Below are 16,613 nucleotides of genomic sequence, written 5' to 3'. Positions count from 1 at the left end.
TGACGAAGGAGTCGCGACCCAGTGAGTACGAGAACGCTCGGACGAAGAGTGCTGGCCGGGGCGGGCGCGTTGTCCCTGGCCCTGACCGGTGGCGTCATGGGCATGGCGGGGACGGCCCAGGCCGCGACCAAGACCACGCCCGTGTTCGTGAAGTGCGTCGCCCCGGCGCCGCAGCCGGGAGCCAACGGCAACCAGGACTTCACGGTCACCCTCCCCGACGGTGCGAAGGCCGGAGACGTCGTGCCCATCACGATCGATCCGGGCGAGACCCCGGTCATCCCCATGTTCACGATCGACACCGTGAACACGATCAAGGCAAAGCTGATCGTCGGCGGCGTCGCCCAGACCGTGACCAGCCCGGCCACACCGAGCCACCAAGAGGCGAACAAGAAGGCCGATCCGCCGGCCTTCGGCGGGACCGTCACCGTTCCGGACGGCACCGAGGGCACCACGATCCAGGTCACGATCGACCAGGTCATCACGGACGCCGACCTGGGCGGCACGGTCTACACGACCACCTGTACGCCCGATCCGCGCCCGAGCGCCCCGGTCGGTTCGGTTGCCGTGGCCGCCGTGCCGAAGGAGCCCACCACGACCAAGGTGACGCCCAACAGCGGCAAGGCGGGGACCGCCGTCGTCGTCACCGGCGCCAACTTCCCGGCCGGTCCGGTGACCTGTGGCGCACTGCTCGCGGGCGCGGCCACCGGGGACACCGGTACGGGCACGGCCGACGCCTCCGGCGCGGCCACCTGCAACCTCACGGTCACCAAGAAGGCCGACGAGATCAAGATCGACGGTTCGGTCGGCGCGGGCAAGGCCTTCGTCTACCTCGAGGACCAGCCCGGCGTCCGGAACCCGGTCGACGTCGAGGTGCTGCCCGGTCCGCTGGCCATCGGCCCGCAGAGCGGCAACCCCGCCGTCAGCTTCGGCAAGGTCACCGTCAACGGCAAGCCGCAGTCGGTCGTGGGCCAGTTCACCGCGATGTCCGTCCAGGACTTCCGCGGCGGCTCGCTCGGCTGGGACGTGACGGCGACCCGTACGCCGTTCCTGAACACGGCCACGGGGCACTCCATGGCGAAGGCGCAGATCGGCATCCAGCCGTCCTGCACCGTCACCAACCCGGACAGCCCGAGCACCTGCACCGCCGGCGCGCCGGGAGCAATCTCCGACGTGCCCCTGCAGATCGCCTCGCAGAAGGCCGGTGGAGAGGACCTGACCGGCGGTGAGTTCGCCGTCGGCGGCGCCGGGATGATCCAGCTCCCGCCGTTCATGTTCGCCGACACCTACCAGACGGTCGTGACCTTCTCGATCGCCTGATCCGTACGGCCCGCTCCTCCCAGGGTGGTGCGGCGCTCCGGCGCCGCACCACCCCTTCCCCCTTTCCGCGCCGACTGGAGAAACACCATGCGCACCCGCACCTCTCCGTACGGTCTGCTCGTCGGCCTGCTACTGCTGGGCGCGGGCCTGCTGAGCGCCGCCGCCCCCGCGGCGGCCGCGGACAACGGCACCTGGGGGGTGTTCCCCACGCCCCCGGCCGGTGCGCCGATGACCGACCGCGGCTACTTCTTCCACCAGGGCGCGGCCGGGACCACCGTCAGCGACAGCGCGACGATCGTGAACACCTCCGACAGGGACCTGACGTTCCAGATCTTCGCCACCGACGCCGTGAACACCCCGGCGGGCGGCGCCTTCGCGCTGCTGCCGGTGGAGACGAAGCCCAAGGACGTCGGCGCGTGGATCGCGCTGCCGCCGGAGACCGCGACCACCGTCACCGTTCCGGCCAAGGGCCGCAAGGACGTCCCCTTCACCGTGAGGGTCCCGGCGGACGCGGCGCCCGGTGACCACGCCGGCGGGATCGTCGCGCTCAACACCGCCGTGGAGGGCGTGCAGCAGGAGGGCAAGGTCCAGGTCGGGGTGAAGCGCTCGGTGGGTGCCCGGCTCTACTTCAGGGTGCCGGGGCCGCTGACCCCGGGGCTGAGCGTGGAGGACGTGCGGGTCAGCCGGTCGGCGCCGCTGCTGTCCTGGGTCCACGACGCCCGCGCCACGGTCTCGTACGCGCTGGTCAACCGGGGCAACGTGGTGATCGAGCCGAAGGTGACGGTTTCCGCCGAGGGCCTGTTCGGGCGCGAGGTGCTGAACCGTCCCGCCCGCGAGCTGAAACTCTCGCTGCTGCCGGGCCGGCGGATCGAGCTGACCGAAGCCTGGCCGGACGCCCCCCAGTCGGACTGGGTGACCGTGAAGATCCGTGCGGGAGCCGCCGCTTACCCCGAGCTGGTCTCGGAGTCCGAGACGGACTTCGCCGCCGTGCCGTGGCCGGCCGTCGGGCTGGTCCTGGTGTCGGCAGGCGCGGCCACGGCCTTCCTGGTGCTGCGCCGGCGACGACGGCAGCCGGCGCCGGAAACGCCGGATTCAGACCGGCACTCGGCTCAAACGCGCTGACCGGCGAAGGTGTCTCCGACGCGATCCGGGGCACCACGGCCGCGGCCGACGTCCGGTCGCTGATCCAGTAGGTCGGGGAATCGGCGGGCCGCAGAAACGGGCTCGCCCCCGCGTGGGGGTTGCGGGGGCGAGTGGTCCTACGGGACGAGCGGACGTGCGGGCGGTCAGTGGTTGCGGGGGAAGCCCAGGTCCACGCCGGCCGGCGCGTCCGAGGGGTCCGGCCAGCGGGTCGTGACGACCTTGCCGCGGGTGTAGAAGTGGATGCCGTCGTTGCCGTAGATGTGGAGGTCGCCGAAGAGCGAGTCCTTCCAGCCGCCGAAGGAGTGGTAGCCCACCGGCACCGGGATCGGCACGTTGACGCCCACCATGCCCGCCTGGATCTCCAGCTGGAAGCGGCGGGCGGCGCCGCCGTCGCGGGTGAAGATCGCGGTGCCGTTGCCGAACGGCGAGGCGTTGATGAGGGCCACGCCCTCCTCGTAGGTCTCGGCGCGCAGCACGCACAGCACCGGGCCGAAGATCTCGTCGCGGTAGGCGTCGGAGTCCGTCTTCACGTTGTCGAGCAGCGAGAGGCCGATCCAGTGGCCGTTCTCGAAGCCGTCCACCGTGTAGCCGGTGCCGTCCAGGACGACGTCCGCGCCCTGGTCGGCCGCGCCCTTCACGTACGAGGCGACCTTGTCGCGGTGGGCGGCCGTGATCAGGGGGCCCATCTCGGAGGTCGGGTCGTTGCCGGGGCCGATCTTGATCTTCTCGGCGCGCTCGCGGATCTTCTCGACGAGGGTGTCGGCGATCGAGCCGACGGCCACGACGGCGGAGATCGCCATGCAGCGCTCGCCGGCCGAGCCGTAGGCGGCGGAGACCGCCGCGTCGGCGGCCGCGTCCAGGTCGGCGTCCGGGAGCACCAGCATGTGGTTCTTGGCGCCGCCCAGGGCCTGGACGCGCTTGCCGTTGGCGGCGGCGGTGGAGTGGATGTGGCGGGCGATCGGGGTCGAGCCGACGAAGGAGACGGCCGCGATGTCGGGGTGGGCCAGCAGGGCGTCGACGGCGACCTTGTCCCCGTGGACGACGTTCAGCACGCCCGCCGGCAGACCGGCCTCGCTCGCCAGCTCGGCCAGCTTGAGGGAGGCCGAGGGGTCCTTCTCGCTCGGCTTGAGGATGAAGGTGTTTCCGCAGGCCACGGCCAGCGGGAACATCCACATCGGCACCATCGCCGGGAAGTTGAAGGGGGTGATGCCCGCGACCACTCCCAGCGGCTGGCGGATGGCGGAGACGTCCACGCGGTTGGAGACGGAGGTCGACAGCTCGCCCTTGAGCTGCGTGGTGATCCCACAGGCCAGCTCGACGATCTCCAGGCCGCGCGCGACCTCGCCCAGCGCGTCCGAGTGGACCTTGCCGTGCTCGGCGGTGATCAGCTCGGCGATGGCGTCGCGGTTGGCGTCCAGCAGGGCGCGGTAGGCGAACAGCACCTTGGTGCGGGCGGCCAGCGAGGACTGGCCCCAGCTCTGGAAGGCCTCCTTGGCCACCTGTACCGCCGCGTCGACCTCTTCGGCCGAGGCGAGCGCGACCTGCGTGGTGACCTCGCCGGTGGCCGGGTCGGTGACCGGGCCGTAGGTGCCCGACGCGCCCTCGACGGTCTTGCCACCGATCCAGTGGTTGACGGTCTTCATGTGCCTTGCTCCTTCACAGATGGCGACGTCGCTGCGCGGCTTGCCGGTCGTACTCTTCACGGGCCTGGGCCGCCGCCTTGCGGGTCGCGGTCTCGGCCACAGGAACATCCCACCACGCCTGTGCCGGGGGTGGGCCCGACACAGTGTCGGGCGTTCGGGTCTGTGTGTAGACACATGTGGGACGTGTCGCCGAACGTGCCTCGGCGAGGGCTTCGCGCAGGTCACGTACGGTGCGGGCGCGGATCACGGCCATCCCGAGGGAGGCCGCGTTGGCTGCGAGATCCACCGGAAGGGGGTCGCCGGTGTACGAGCCGTCGGGCGCCCGGAAGCGGTAGGCGGTGCCGAAGCCCTCGGCGCCGACCGCCCCCGAGAGGCCGCCGATGGAGGCGTAGCCGTGGTTGTCGAGGACCACCACCCTGATCGGGATGCCCTCCTGGACGGCCGTGACGATCTCGGTCGGGTTCATCAGGTAGGTCCCGTCGCCGACGAGCGCCCACACCGGGCGGCCGGGGGCGGCGAGGGCGACTCCGATCGCGGCCGGGATCTCGTAGCCCATGCAGGAGTACCCGTACTCCAGGTGGTACTGGTCCGCCGACCGGGCCCGCCAGAGTTTGTGCAGGTCGCCGGGGAGGGAGCCGGCGGCGTTGATCAGGATGTCGGTCTCGTCGGCGAGGGCGTCGAGCAGGCCCAGCACCTGGGTCTGGGTGGGTGGCAGGTCTTCGTCGGAGGCCGGCACGGCGTAGGCCTGGTCGACGCGGCCCTCCCAGCGGCCCCTGTCCTGCTGGTACGCCGTCTCGTACGCGGGGTCCACGCGGTGGTTGGACACCGCCAGCCGCAGCTCGTCGAGGGCTTCGCGCGCGTCGGCGACCAGCGGCAGGGCGGCGAGTTTGTGGGCGTCGTACGGATCGAGGTTGAGGCCGATGAACCGGACGGCCGGGTTCTGGAAAAGCGTCGCGGAGGCGGTGGTGAAATCGGTCAGCCGGGTCCCGGCGGCGATGACGAGATCCGCCTCCCGGGCGACGGCGCCGGCGGCGGCGGTCCCCGTGTGGCCGATCCCGCCCAGGTCGGCGGGGTGGTCGTACCGGAGAACACCCTTCCCGGCCTGGGTGACCGCGACCGGGATGCCGGTGGCCTCGGCGAAGGCGGCGAGGGCCGCCTGCGCCGCGCTGTGCCGGATCCCGCCGCCCGCGACGATCAGCGGCCGCGTGGCGTCCCGTACCGCCTGGGCGGCCGAGGCCAGCTCGTGGCGGTCGGGCCGGGGCCGGCGGACCGCCCACACCCACTCGGCGAAGAACTCCTCGGGCCAGTCGTGGGCCTCCGCCTGCACGTCCTGTGGCAGCGCGAGGGTGACGGCCCCGGTCTGGACGGGGTCGGTGAGCACCCGCATCGCCTGGAGGGCGGCCGGGATCAGGGCCTCGGGCCGGGTGATCCGGTCGAAGTACCGGGAGACGGGCCGCAGGGCGTCGTTGACGGAGAGGTCGCCGGCGTAGGGGACTTCCAGCTGCTGGAGCACGGGATCCGCGGGCCGCGTGGCGAAGGTGTCCCCGGGGAGGAGGAGGACCGGGATCCGGTTGATGGTGGCGAGGGCGGCGCCGGTGACGAGGTTGGTGGCGCCGGGCCCGATGGAGGTGGTCACGGCGTGCGCGGAGAGCCGCCCGCACTGGCGGGCGTAACCGACGGCGGCGTGCACCATGGCCTGCTCGTTGCGCCCCTGGAGGAAGGGCATGGCCTCGGGGCCCGCCTCGAGGAGCGCCTGCCCGATGCCGGCCACGTTCCCGTGCCCGAAGATCCCCCAGGTGGCGGCGATCAGGCGGTGGCGCTGCCCGTCGCGCTCGGCGTACTGGCGGGAGAGGAAGCGTACGAGTGCTTGGGCGACGGTGAGCCTCACCGGTGGTCCTCCGCTCGGTGGAAGGGCAGCCGGGGGTCGATCTCCTGCCCCGGCCAGGTCTCGCGGATCCAGCCGTGGTCGGGATGGTCGCGGATCAGCCACTCCCGCGTCGCGCCCGGCCCGGCCATCACGTTCAGGTAGTACATGTCGTGCCCGGGGGCGGCGATGGAGGGCCCGTGCCAGCCGTCGGGGATGAGCACGGCGTCCCCGGTCCGCACCTCGGTGAGGATGTCGGTCTTCCCGGCCGGGGAGGGGGTGACGCGCTGGTAGCCGAGCCCGGGGGTGTCCCCGTGCGGGGCGATCTCGAAGTAGTAGATCTCCTCCAGGCGGGACTCCGTGCCGGGGTGGTGCTCATCGTGCTTGTGGGGCGGGTACGAGGACCAGTTCCCGCCGGGGGTGAGCACCTCGACGGCGATGAGCCGGTCGCAGGGGAAGCCGTCGCGGCCTGCGGCGGCGAAGTTGTTGACCTGCCGGGAGCACTGCCCGGCGCCGCGCAGCTCGACGGCCACGTCTGCGGCGGCGCCGTACCGGGCCGGGAGCCGCCGCTCGCACCGGGCCCCGAGGAGCGCGAACCGGCCGCCTTCGGCGGAGGTGACCTCCGCATGCCCGTCCCGGGGGAGATAGGCAAAGTCGCTGACCCCGTCGAACACCCCGGCCCGCCCGTGCAGTTCGAAGGTAAGCAGGGCGGTGCCGGGCCCTGCGGGGCCTTCCCCACCCCGCCCCTTCCCGACACCGGGGCCCTGCTCCAGCCCCCGCGCCTCAAACGCCGGCGGGGCTGGATCTGGCTGATCTCCGCCGACACCCGCCCGGTCTGCTCCGGCATCCGCCTCCGAGGGAGCCGCACCCGAATATCCAGGCCGGTCAAAACCCAGCCCCGCCGGCGCTTGAGGGGCGGGGTCTGGGGCGAAGTCCCAGCAGCGGACCCGGCAGGGGCCCGACAGCGGGAGCACGATCCACTCCGACTCCCCGCTCGGGTGCGCGTACGCCTCCCCCGGAGCGAGGTCGAGGACCACCAGCCTCGTCCACTCCATCCCCCACTCAGAGACCACCGGCACGGCCGAGCACCTCCTCCACCTCGTGAGAGAACGGCATCGCCGCCGAGCACGCCAGCCGCGAAGCCACAAGGGCCCCCGCCGCGTTCGCGTACCGCACGGCCCGCTCCAGTTCCCACCCCGCCAACAACCCGTGGCACAGCGCCCCGCCGAACGCGTCCCCGGCCCCCAGCCCGTTCACCACCTCCACCGGCACCGGCGGCACCTCCGCCACCGTCCCGTCGCGGTGGACCGCGAGCACGCCCTCCGGCCCCCGCTTGACCACCGCCAGTTCCACGCCGGCGGCGAGCAGCGCCCGCGCCGCCGCATACGGCTCGGCCGCCCCCGTGGCGATCTCGCACTCCTCCGCGTTGCCGACGGCCACCGTCGCCCCGGCCAGCGCCCGCTCGTAGTACGGCCCGGGTTTCTCCCGCCACAGCATCGGCCGCCAGTCCAGGTCGAACACCGTGATCCCGGACTTCGCCCTCGCCTCCAGGGCGGCCAGCGTCGCGGCCCGCGAGGGCTCCTCGCTCAGGCCCGTCCCGGTCATCCAGAACACCCGCGCCGCCCGTACCGCCGCCAGGTCCAGCTCCTCCGCCGCGATCTCCAGGTCGGGAGCCTTCGGCAGCCGGTAGAAGTACAGCGGGAAGCGGTCGGGCGGGAAGATCTCGCAGAAGGTGATCGGCGTGGGGAAGTCCGCGACCTCGGCCACCCACCGGTCGTCCACCCCGAACCCCCGCAGCTCCGCCCGCAGATACGCCCCGAAGGGATCCGCCCCGGTGCGGGTGATCATCGCCACGCGCCGCCCCAGGCGGGCCGCCGCGACGGCCACATTGGCCGGGGAGCCGCCCAGGAACTTGCCGAAGGTGTCCGCGTCCGCCAGTGCTACGCCGCTCGTCAACGGGTAGAGATCCACCCCGATCCGGCCCATCGTGATCAGGTCGAACGCGAACGGATCACCGCCGGTGCCTGCTGTGCCGGTCACGGTCAGTCCTCCCAATTCGTCTTGCACCCTAAGGTGGCCGCCATGACGTCCTTCCCGCCCGCGTTGACCCGGATCCGCGTCGGTTCGGCTCCGGACTCCTGGGGTGTCTGGTTCCCCGAGGACCCCCGGCAGACTCCCTGGGAGCGGTTCCTCGACGAGGTCGCCGACGCGGGGTACGAGTGGATCGAGCTCGGCCCCTACGGCTATCTGCCCACCGATCCGGCCCGACTCGCCGAGGAAACCGCCAAACGCGGACTGCGGGTCTCGGCCGGAACCGTCTTCACCGGACTCCATCACGGGGCCGCCGTGTGGGAGGACACCTGGGCGCACGTGTCGCGGATCGCGGCTCTCACCCAGGCCATGGGCGCCGCCCACCTGGTCGTCATCCCCTCCTTCTGGCGGGACGACAAGACCGGCGAGGTACTGGAGGACCGCACCCTCACCCCCGGCCAATGGCGTGAACTGGCCGCCCAGACCGAGCGGCTGGGCCGGGAGGTGCAGGACCGGTACGGGCTGCGGATCGTGGTCCACCCGCATGCCGACACGCACATCGACACCCCGGAGAACGTGGCCCGGTTCCTGGACGCCACCGACCCCGCCCTCGTCTCGCTCTGCCTGGACACCGGGCACTACGCCTACTGCGGCGGCGACAGCGTCCAGGCCGTCGAGACCTTCGCCGAGCGCATCGGCTACCTCCACCTCAAGCAGGTGGACCCGCGCGTCCTCGCCGAAGTCGTCGCCGGGCAGGTGCCCTTCGGCCCGGCCGTGGCCCGCGGGGTGATGTGCGAACCCCCGTCGGGGGTGCCCGCGCTGGAACCCGTACTGGCGGCGGCCCAGCGGCTCGGCGTGGACCTGTTCGCCATCGTGGAGCAGGACATGTACCCGTGCGAGCCGGACCGGCCGCTGCCGATCGCCCGCCGCACCCGCGCCTACCTGCGCTCCTGCGGCGCCCGCTGAGCCCTGACCACTGAACCGTGACCACTGAACCCTGACCACTCACCTCCGGGAGGGATACGACATGAGCACGCTCGGAATCGCCGTGATCGGCACCGGGAAGATGGGCACCGACCACCTCCGCCGGATCGGCCGGACCGTCGGCGGGGCCCGGGTGGCGGCCGTGGCCGACCCGGACGGGGACCGGGTCAAGGAGGTCGCGGCCGCCCTGGACGGGGTGGGCGCGTACACCGACCCGGCGGCCGCGATGGCCGCGCCCGGCGTGCAGGCCGTCCTCATCGCCTCCCCGGGGCCCGCCCACGAGGAGGCGATCGGGTACGCGCTGGCGCGGCAGCTGCCGGTGCTGTGCGAGAAGCCGCTCACCCCGGACCCGGCGGGGGCGCTGCGCATCATGGAGGCCGAGCAGCGGCTGGGGCGACGGCTGGTCCAGGTCGGGTTCATGCGCCGTTACGACGCCGAGTACGAACGGCTCAAGGAGCTGCTGGACGCGGGCGGGATCGGACGGCCGCTCTTCCTGCACTGCCGGCACCGCAACGCCTCCTCCCCGTCCTTCTTCACCAGCGACATGCTGATCAGCGACTCGGTGGTGCACGAGGTGGACGCGGCCCGCTGGCTGCTCGGACAGGAGATCACCGCCGTCACCGTGATCTCCCCGAGGTCCACGGCAGCCGCCCCCGAAGGGCTGCGCGATCCCCGGCTGGTGCTGCTGGAGACCTCCGGCGGGGCCGTCGTCGACGTGGAGATCTTCGTCAACTGCGGCTTCGGCTACCAGGTGCAGTGCGAGGCGGTCGGCGAGGCGGGCAGCGCCCGGATCGGCGACGGCCACGCGATGGTGGTGCAGTCGGCGGGCCGGTGGGGCGGCGCGATCGACCAGGACTTCACGGTGCGCTTCGCCGACGCCTACGACCGGCAGCTGCGCAGCTGGGTGGCCGCGGCGGCGCAGGGCCGGGTGGCGGGCCCGGACGCGTGGGACGGCTACGCGGCGGCCGCCGTCTCGGAGGCGGGCCTGGCCGCCTCGCGCAGCGGCGCACGGACCCTCGTGGAGCTGGCGGAACGGCCGGCCCTGTACCGCTGACCCTTCCTGCCGAGCCTTTTTCCTCCGTGCGACCCCTGTGCCACATCTGTCACAGGGGTCGCCGTTGTGTCACGCATGTCCGCATTACGCGGGTCTTCCGTCACAGGCGTTCGACAGCCCCTCCCCTGCCCTCACCGCGCGTCGTTCCCCGGGCAGAACCCCGAGTGATCGTCAGTGTCCACGCGCCGGCTCCCCCGACGGCCTCCCGGCCGACCCCGCGGCGTGGACAAGGAGGTGTCGTCATGAGCGACCGACAGCTGTGGTCGTACAAGGAGATCGCTGCCCACATCCGGGTCCAGCCGGACACCGTCCGCTCCTATCGCAAGCACGGACTGCTTCCCCCGCCTGACCATGTGGAGGGCGGCAAGCCCTATTGGTACGCCGACACCGTCCGCGCCTGGGTGGCCCGCCGCCCCGGCAACCGGGGCCGTCGCGAGGACTGACCCCCGACTCCCGCACCCCCGCAACGGGGCCCGCGCCCGGGCCCCGTCCCCCGCCCGCTCCCTACCGGGACCCGGCCGGGACCCGCTCCGGCTGCTGCGCCACCGGCGCCGGCGACTCCCCCTCGCTGAGCCCGATCCGCTCGTGCAGGCGCCGCAGCGGGCCCGGTGCCCACCACGTGGCCTTCCCGGTCAGCTTCATGACCGCCGGCACCAGGAGGCTGCGGACGACCATGGCGTCCATCAGCACCGCCAGCGCGATCCCCAGGCCCAGCATCTTGGTGTTCGTCACCCGGGAGGTGCCTATGGCCACCATCACCACCGCCAGGATCAGGGCCGCGGCGGTGATCAGCCCGCCGGTGCGGGCCAGGCCGGTGCGCACGGCCCCCTCGTGGTCCCCGGTCCGGTCGTACTCCTCCTTGATCCGGGATATGAGGAACACCCCGTAGTCCATGGACAGTCCGAAGGCGATGCAGAACATCAGCACGGGCAGCGTGGTCTCGATGTCCCCGGTGGAGGTGAAGGAGAGCAGTCCGGAGAGGTTGCCCTCCTGGAAGACCCACACCACCGCCCCGAACATCGCGGTCAGGCTGAGGGCATTGAGCAGGACCGCCTGGAGCGGTATCAGCAGGCTTCCGGTGAGCAGGAAGACCAGCAGCAGCGTCGCCAGTGCCACCAGCGCCAGCGCGGTGGGCAGTTCGGCCGCTATGGCCTTCTGAGCGTCGACCAGTACCGCCGCCTGGCCCGTTACGGAGGTCGGGAAGCCGGCCTCCACCTTCCGCACCTCGCCGACCAGATCCTGGGCCTGCCGCCCCACGGCCTCGCCCTCGGAGACCACCGAGAAGTAGGCGTACGCACCCCCGGCGCCCTGGCCGACGGGACCGTCGATCCGGACCACCCCCGGCAGTTTGGCCAGCCGGTCCCGGTACGCGGCCAGATCCGCGGGGGTGGCCGCGCCCTCGGTGAGGACGGTCAGCCCGCCGCCGGGGCTGCCCGGGAAGCCGTCCCGGATCTGCTGCTGGACCACATGCGACTCGGCGGTCTTCGGCAGCTGCCGGTCGTCCACGGTGCCGAACTTCACTCCGAGGAAGGGCAGCCCGAGGAGCAGCAGCCCGGCGGTGGTGGCCACCGCGAAGACCGGGGCCCTGCGCATCACCAGCGCGGCGGCCCGCCCCCAGCCCCGTCCGGGCTCGGCCGTACGGTCCTGCCCCGCGCTCCGGCCGCCCCGCGATCCGCGCCGCCGCATACGCCGCAGGTCGAGGGAGTTGACCCGGTCGCCGAGCAGCACCAGGGCCGCCGGCAGCAGGATCAGCGCGGCTGCCGCCGCGAGCAGGACCACCGCGACCCCGGCGTAGGCGAAGGAGCGCAGGAAGTACATCGGGAAGAAGAGCATCGCCGAGAGGGAGACGGCGACAGTCAGCGCCGAGAACAGCACCGTGCGCCCCGCGGTGCGCAGGGTGGCTCCCATGGCCGCCATCGGGTCCCGCCCGGCGGCGAGCTCCTCGCGGAACCTGCGGACGATGAACAGGGCGTAGTCGATGGCGAGTCCGAGGCCGAGCGCGGTGGTCAGGTTCTGGGCGAAGACGGAGACGTCGGTGAACTCGGTGAGGCCGCGCAGCACCGCATTGGTGCCGAGGATGGCCACGATGCCGACGCCGAGCGGCAGCAGGGCCGCGACGGCGCTGCCGAAGACGAGGACGAGCAGGACGAGGGTCACCGGCAGGGCGATCAGCTCGGCGCGGAGCAGGTCCTCCTGGATGGTCGTGGTCACCTCCTGCTGGACCGCTACGGGTCCGCCGAGGGAGACGCGCACCGGCCCGTGCCCACCCCGGTAGCGCGGGGCGATCCGCTCCAGCACCTCGGCGGCGGTCTTTTCGTCACCGAGCACGCGGGCGGCGATCAGGGCCTGCCGGCCGTCCTCGGAGCGCAGCGCGGGCAGTCCCGTGCGCCAGTAGGAGCCGACGCCGACGACCCCCTGTTCGGCGGCGAGCTGCGCGGTCAGCCGCTCCGCCTCGGCCGCGACGGCGGGATCGTCCACCCCGGCGGCCTGCGGCGCGGCGTCGACGAGAAGGAGCAGATTGGGCTGGGAGCCGGGGAACTCGCGCTCCAGCGCTCTGGCGGCGAGGGTGGACTGGGCGCCCGGGTCCTCCCAGCCGCCGCTGCCCATCCGGTCGGCGACGCCACCGCCCGCGAACACGGCGAGCGCCGTGACCACGAGGGCGAGCAGCAGCGAGAGCCGCGGCCGGGCCGTGACGAACCGGGTCCACCTGCCGCTCTCCCCGGACGACGGTGGTTTTTTGACTTCGGACATGACTCGGTGTCCCCTTCACCGTGATTGCCAGGCCGATAGACTGGCAAACACGAGCAGTCGCTCGCGTTTCCCAAGAATGCGAGTGATCTCTCGCGTTTGTCAATCACCCAGGGGAAGCAAGGGATTGGACATGCCGGGGACCGCCAAGGACAAATCCACCGCAACCGGAGCGAAGAGCGACGCCGACGCAGCAACACCGCGCCGCCGCCAGGCACGCGGCGAGCGCCGGATCAGCCAGCTCCTGGCCGCCGCCGCCGGAGTGTTCTGCCGTACCGGCTACGCCGCCGCCAGCACCAACGCCATCGCGCGCGAGGCCGGCGTATCGCCGGGCACGCTCTACCAGTTCTTCCCGAACAAGGAGGCCATCGCGATCGAACTCGGCGGGCAGCTGCTCCACCGCGCCCAGGAGACACACGGACAGGCCTTCCTGCCCGAGAACCTGTGCCGCCCGCTGCCGGAGCTGCTGGACGCCGTCCTTGACCCGCTCATCGCCTTCAACTGCGAGAACCCGGCCTTCTGGGCCCTCATGCACGGCTCCGGCATCCCCGGCATCGCCCAGGAGCACGAGGAGCTGCACTCCACCATGCTCGCGCGGGTCGAGGGCGCCCTGCGCTCCCTCACCCCCGGGGCCGCGCCCGCCGAACTCGCCCACGTCTCGAACATGGTCCTGGGCATCTTCAAGGCGTCCCTGGACCTGATCCTGGCCGCCCAGGAGGGAGCCGAGCGCGACGCGTACGTCGCCGAGCTGAAGACCGTCCTCCTGCGATACCTGGAGCCGATGGTCACCACGACCCGCTCCCGCTGACCCGCCGCGATCGCCGGCACGCCGGCACGCCGGCTGCCGGCAGCCGGCGTGCCGGCAGCCGCAACGACAGCCTTCGACCGCGGCTCGCGAAAGAGAGGCCGCCAACACTCGCATTCATACCCCCTAGGGGTATAGTCTCGGAGTGTCGGGGAACGGTGGTGGAATCCGCCGCCCCCCGCGACCGGACCGCACGCCTGAAGAGGAGAACGACATGACCGCCGAGACGGACACCCAGACCACCACCGTCTACCGGGTGACCGGCATGACCTGCGGGCACTGCGAGGGCGCGGTGACCAAGGAGCTCACCGCCCTGCCGGGCGTCACCTCGGTCAAGGCCGTCGCCGCGACCGGCGAGGTCACCGTGGTCTCCGCCACCCCGCTCGCGGACGAGGACGTCCGCGCCGCCGTCGACGAGGCCGGCTACGAGCTCGCCGAGGCCTGATCACCGGCGGCACCAGAAGGACCCGCGGGATTCGCAGGACCCCGCGCCACACGCAGGACCCCGCCGGGCCGTTCCGGCCAGCTCATACTGGTTCCGTACGGCCCGGCCCGCCCTCCCCCCTGGAGCCGGAAAGATGACCAGCACACTGCACGACGGACCCATAACGGCGGTCGAGCTCACGATCGGCGGGATGACCTGCGCCTCCTGCGCGGCCCGCATCGAGAAGAAGCTCAACCGGATGGACGGCGTCGAGGCCACGGTGAACTACGCCACCGAGAAGGCCAAGGTCTCCTACAGCGGGGACGTCCAGGTCGCCGACCTCATCGAGACCGTCGTGAAGACCGGGTACACCGCCGAGGAGCCCCCGCCGCCCGCCCCGGCCGCCGCCGCGGAAGGCACCGGGGGGAGCGCGCAGGCCGAGGCCCCGGACCGGGTGCTGGCCGCCCTGCGCCAGCGGCTCCTCGTCTCCGCCGCCCTGGCGCTGCCGGTCGTCCTGCTCGCCATGGTCCCGGCCCTCCAGTTCGACAATTGGCAGTGGCTGTCGCTGACCCTCGCCGCCCCCGTGGTGGTCTGGGGCGGGCTCCCCTTCCACAAGGCCGCCTGGACCAACGCCCGGCACGGCGCCGCCACCATGGACACCCTGGTCTCGGTCGGCACGCTCGCCGCCTTCACCTGGTCGCTGTGGGCCCTGTTCTTCGGCCACGCCGGCATGCCCGGCATGCGGCACGGCTTCGCCCTCTTCACAGTTCAGGGGGGCACCGTCTCCCGCACCGACGGCTCCTCCGCCATCTACCTGGAGGTCGCGGCGGGCGTCATCTGCTTCATCCTCCTGGGCCGCTATCTGGAGGCCCGCTCCAAGCGGAAGGCCGGGGCGGCCCTCAAGGCCCTGATGGAACTGGGCGCCAAGGACGTCGCCGTCCTGCGCGCGGGCCGCGAGGTACGCATCCCGGTGAGCGCGCTCGCGGTCGGCGACCGGTTCGTCGTCCGCCCGGGCGAGAAGATCGCCACCGACGGAACGGTCGTGGAGGGCAGCTCCGCCGTGGACGCCTCCATGCTGACCGGCGAGTCCGTCCCCATCGAGGTCACGGTGGGCGACCGGGTCACCGGCGCCACCGTCAACGCCTCCGGCCGCCTGGTCGTCGAGGCCACCCGGATCGGCGCCGACACCCAGCTCGCCCGGATGGCCCGGCTGGTCGAGGAGGCCCAGAACGGCAAGGCCGAGGTCCAGCGCCTCGCCGACCGGATCTCCGGGATCTTCGTCCCCGTCGTCCTCGCGATCGCGCTGGGCACCTGGATCACCTGGCTGCTGATCACCGACAACCCGACCGCCGCCTTCACCGCCGCCGTGGCCGTCCTGATCATCGCCTGCCCGTGCGCCCTGGGCCTCGCCACCCCGACCGCGCTGATGGTCGGCACCGGCCGGGGCGCGCAGCTCGGCATCCTCATCAAGGGCCCGGAGGTACTGGAGTCCACCCGCCGCGTCGACACGGTCGTCCTGGACAAGACCGGGACCGTCACCACCGGCCGGATGACCCTGTCCGGCGTCCACACCGCCGAGGGCGTCGAGGAAGCGGAACTGCTGCGCCTGGCCGGGGCACTGGAGCACGCCTCCGAGCACCCGATCGCCCGGGCCGTCGCCACCGCCGCGGCCGGGAGGGCCGGCGTGCTGCCGGTCCCGGAGGGCTTCGAGAACCGCGGCGGCCTCGGCGTTCAGGGCGTGGTCGAGGGACACGCCGTACTGGTGGGCCGCGAACAGCTGCTGGCCGACTGGTCGATCGACCTGCCGGCCGAGCTCAAGGAGGCCAAGGCGGCCGCCGAGGCCGAGGGCGGCACCGCCGTCCTGGTGGCCTGGGACGGCGAGGCGCGCGGGGTCCTGACCGTGGCCGACGCGGTCAAGGAGACCAGCGCCGAGGCGGTCGCCCGGCTGCGGGCGCTGGGCCTTACCCCGGTCCTGCTGACCGGCGACAACCAGGCCGTCGCCGAGACGGTGGCCCGCGCGGTGGGCATCGACGAGGTGATCGCCGAGGTGCTTCCGCAGGACAAGGTCGACGTCGTACGCCGCCTCCAGGCGCAGGGCCGTACGGTCGCCATGGTCGGCGACGGGGTCAACGACGCGGCCGCGCTGGCCCAGGCCGACCTGGGCCTGGCCATGGGCACCGGCACGGACGCGGCCATCGAGGCGGGCGACCTGACTCTCGTACGGGGAGACCTGCGAGTCGCGGCGGACGCGATCCGGCTGTCCCGCCGGACCCTGGCCACGATCAAGGGCAACCTGTTCTGGGCCTTCGGCTACAACGTGGCGGCCCTGCCGCTGGCGGCCGCCGGACTGCTCAACCCGATGATCGCGGGGGCCGCGATGGCCTTCTCGTCGGTCTTCGTGGTGACCAACAGCCTCCGGTTGCGTTCCTTCCGCTAGTGCTGTGACCGGAAAGGTTCACCGGGTCGCGACGCCCAGCACGGCACCTCGCCGCGTTGTCGGACCGCGCAAGTACGTCCAGTACGAGCCACGGCCCTCCGCCTTACGATGCACCGCACCGGACGCCGCGCCCCGGCAAACCTTTCCGGCCACCGCACTAGCC

At 72.6% G+C, this 16,613-nt stretch carries 13 protein-coding genes; 8 read left to right on the top strand and 5 right to left on the bottom strand.

Annotated features, from left to right (window positions below):
- Positions 1-21: 21 nt before the first annotated feature.
- Both J7E94_RS25695 and J7E94_RS25690 read left to right on the top strand, forming a co-directional pair.
- Positions 22-1,317 carry a hypothetical protein gene (locus tag J7E94_RS25695; protein ID WP_308345454.1) on the top strand — a complete coding sequence of 432 codons (1,296 nt, stop codon included), beginning with the start codon at positions 22-24 and terminating at the stop codon, positions 1,315-1,317.
- 87 nt (positions 1,318-1,404) lie between these two features.
- Positions 1,405-2,439 carry a WxL protein peptidoglycan domain-containing protein gene (locus tag J7E94_RS25690; protein WP_215019169.1) on the top strand — a complete coding sequence of 345 codons (1,035 nt, stop codon included), beginning with the start codon at positions 1,405-1,407 and terminating at the stop codon, positions 2,437-2,439.
- Positions 2,440-2,603: 164 nt separating this feature from the next.
- Here the strand turns inward: J7E94_RS25690 and J7E94_RS25685 are convergent, their stop codons facing one another.
- The 4 genes from J7E94_RS25685 to iolC are packed head-to-tail and all read right to left on the bottom strand — an operon-like array spanning position 2,604 to position 8,007.
- Entirely contained in the window at positions 2,604-4,103 is a 1,500-nt protein-coding gene (locus J7E94_RS25685) for a CoA-acylating methylmalonate-semialdehyde dehydrogenase (protein ID WP_215019168.1), read from the bottom strand.
- 13 nt (positions 4,104-4,116) lie between these two features.
- The gene (gene iolD, locus J7E94_RS25680) at positions 4,117-5,991 is read right to left on the bottom strand and encodes a 3D-(3,5/4)-trihydroxycyclohexane-1,2-dione acylhydrolase (decyclizing) (RefSeq protein ID WP_215019167.1); all 1,875 of its coding nucleotides are present in this window, start codon (positions 5,989-5,991) and stop codon (positions 4,117-4,119) included.
- On the bottom strand, positions 5,988-7,046 hold the full coding sequence (gene iolB, locus J7E94_RS25675) for a 5-deoxy-glucuronate isomerase (RefSeq protein WP_308345453.1): 1,059 nt from the start codon (positions 7,044-7,046) through the stop codon (positions 5,988-5,990). Before iolB ends, iolD begins: the two co-directional genes overlap by 4 nt.
- On the bottom strand, positions 7,030-8,007 hold the full coding sequence (gene iolC / locus J7E94_RS25670) for a 5-dehydro-2-deoxygluconokinase (RefSeq protein WP_308345452.1): 978 nt from the start codon (positions 8,005-8,007) through the stop codon (positions 7,030-7,032). Before iolC ends, iolB begins: the two co-directional genes overlap by 17 nt.
- Positions 8,008-8,049: 42 nt before the next feature.
- Here iolC and J7E94_RS25665 point away from each other — a divergent pair, with 42 nt between their 5' ends.
- From J7E94_RS25665 to J7E94_RS25655, 3 genes are all read left to right on the top strand, one after another.
- On the top strand, positions 8,050-8,964 hold the full coding sequence (locus tag J7E94_RS25665; protein WP_215019166.1) for a sugar phosphate isomerase/epimerase: 915 nt from the start codon (positions 8,050-8,052) through the stop codon (positions 8,962-8,964).
- Positions 8,965-9,025: 61 nt separating this feature from the next.
- A complete protein-coding gene (locus J7E94_RS25660) occupies positions 9,026-10,036 on the top strand; it encodes a Gfo/Idh/MocA family protein (protein ID WP_215019165.1) in 1,011 nt (336 codons plus the stop codon).
- Between the two features lie 242 nt (positions 10,037-10,278).
- Positions 10,279-10,479 (top strand): AlpA family transcriptional regulator, encoded by a 201-nt coding sequence (locus tag J7E94_RS25655; protein ID WP_030710687.1) that lies wholly within the window; start codon positions 10,279-10,281, stop codon positions 10,477-10,479.
- 61 nt (positions 10,480-10,540) lie between these two features.
- On the opposite strand, the gene J7E94_RS25650 is transcribed toward J7E94_RS25655, so the two are convergent.
- Positions 10,541-12,787 (bottom strand): MMPL family transporter, encoded by a 2,247-nt coding sequence (locus tag J7E94_RS25650; protein ID WP_215019164.1) that lies wholly within the window; start codon positions 12,785-12,787, stop codon positions 10,541-10,543.
- 130 nt (positions 12,788-12,917) lie between these two features.
- Between J7E94_RS25650 and J7E94_RS25645 the strand changes: the two genes are divergently transcribed.
- The 3 genes from J7E94_RS25645 (at position 12,918) to J7E94_RS25635 (ending at position 16,450) form a co-directional block, all read left to right on the top strand.
- Positions 12,918-13,592, top strand: a complete 675-nt coding sequence (locus J7E94_RS25645; protein ID WP_215019163.1) for a TetR/AcrR family transcriptional regulator — start codon at positions 12,918-12,920, stop codon at positions 13,590-13,592.
- A gap of 211 nt (positions 13,593-13,803) precedes the next feature.
- Positions 13,804-14,034 carry a heavy-metal-associated domain-containing protein gene (locus J7E94_RS25640; protein WP_215019162.1) on the top strand — a complete coding sequence of 77 codons (231 nt, stop codon included), beginning with the start codon at positions 13,804-13,806 and terminating at the stop codon, positions 14,032-14,034.
- Positions 14,035-14,167: 133 nt separating this feature from the next.
- Positions 14,168-16,450 (top strand): cation-translocating P-type ATPase, encoded by a 2,283-nt coding sequence (locus J7E94_RS25635; protein WP_215019161.1) that lies wholly within the window; start codon positions 14,168-14,170, stop codon positions 16,448-16,450.
- The last annotated feature ends 163 nt before the right edge of the window (positions 16,451-16,613 follow it).

It is taken from the genome of Streptomyces sp. ISL-94, assembly GCF_018614075.1.
Taxonomy (GTDB): domain Bacteria; phylum Actinomycetota; class Actinomycetes; order Streptomycetales; family Streptomycetaceae; genus Streptomyces.
The sequence above is the reverse complement of the archived record's forward strand: the minus strand, read 5'-3'. Positions and strand labels throughout refer to the sequence as shown.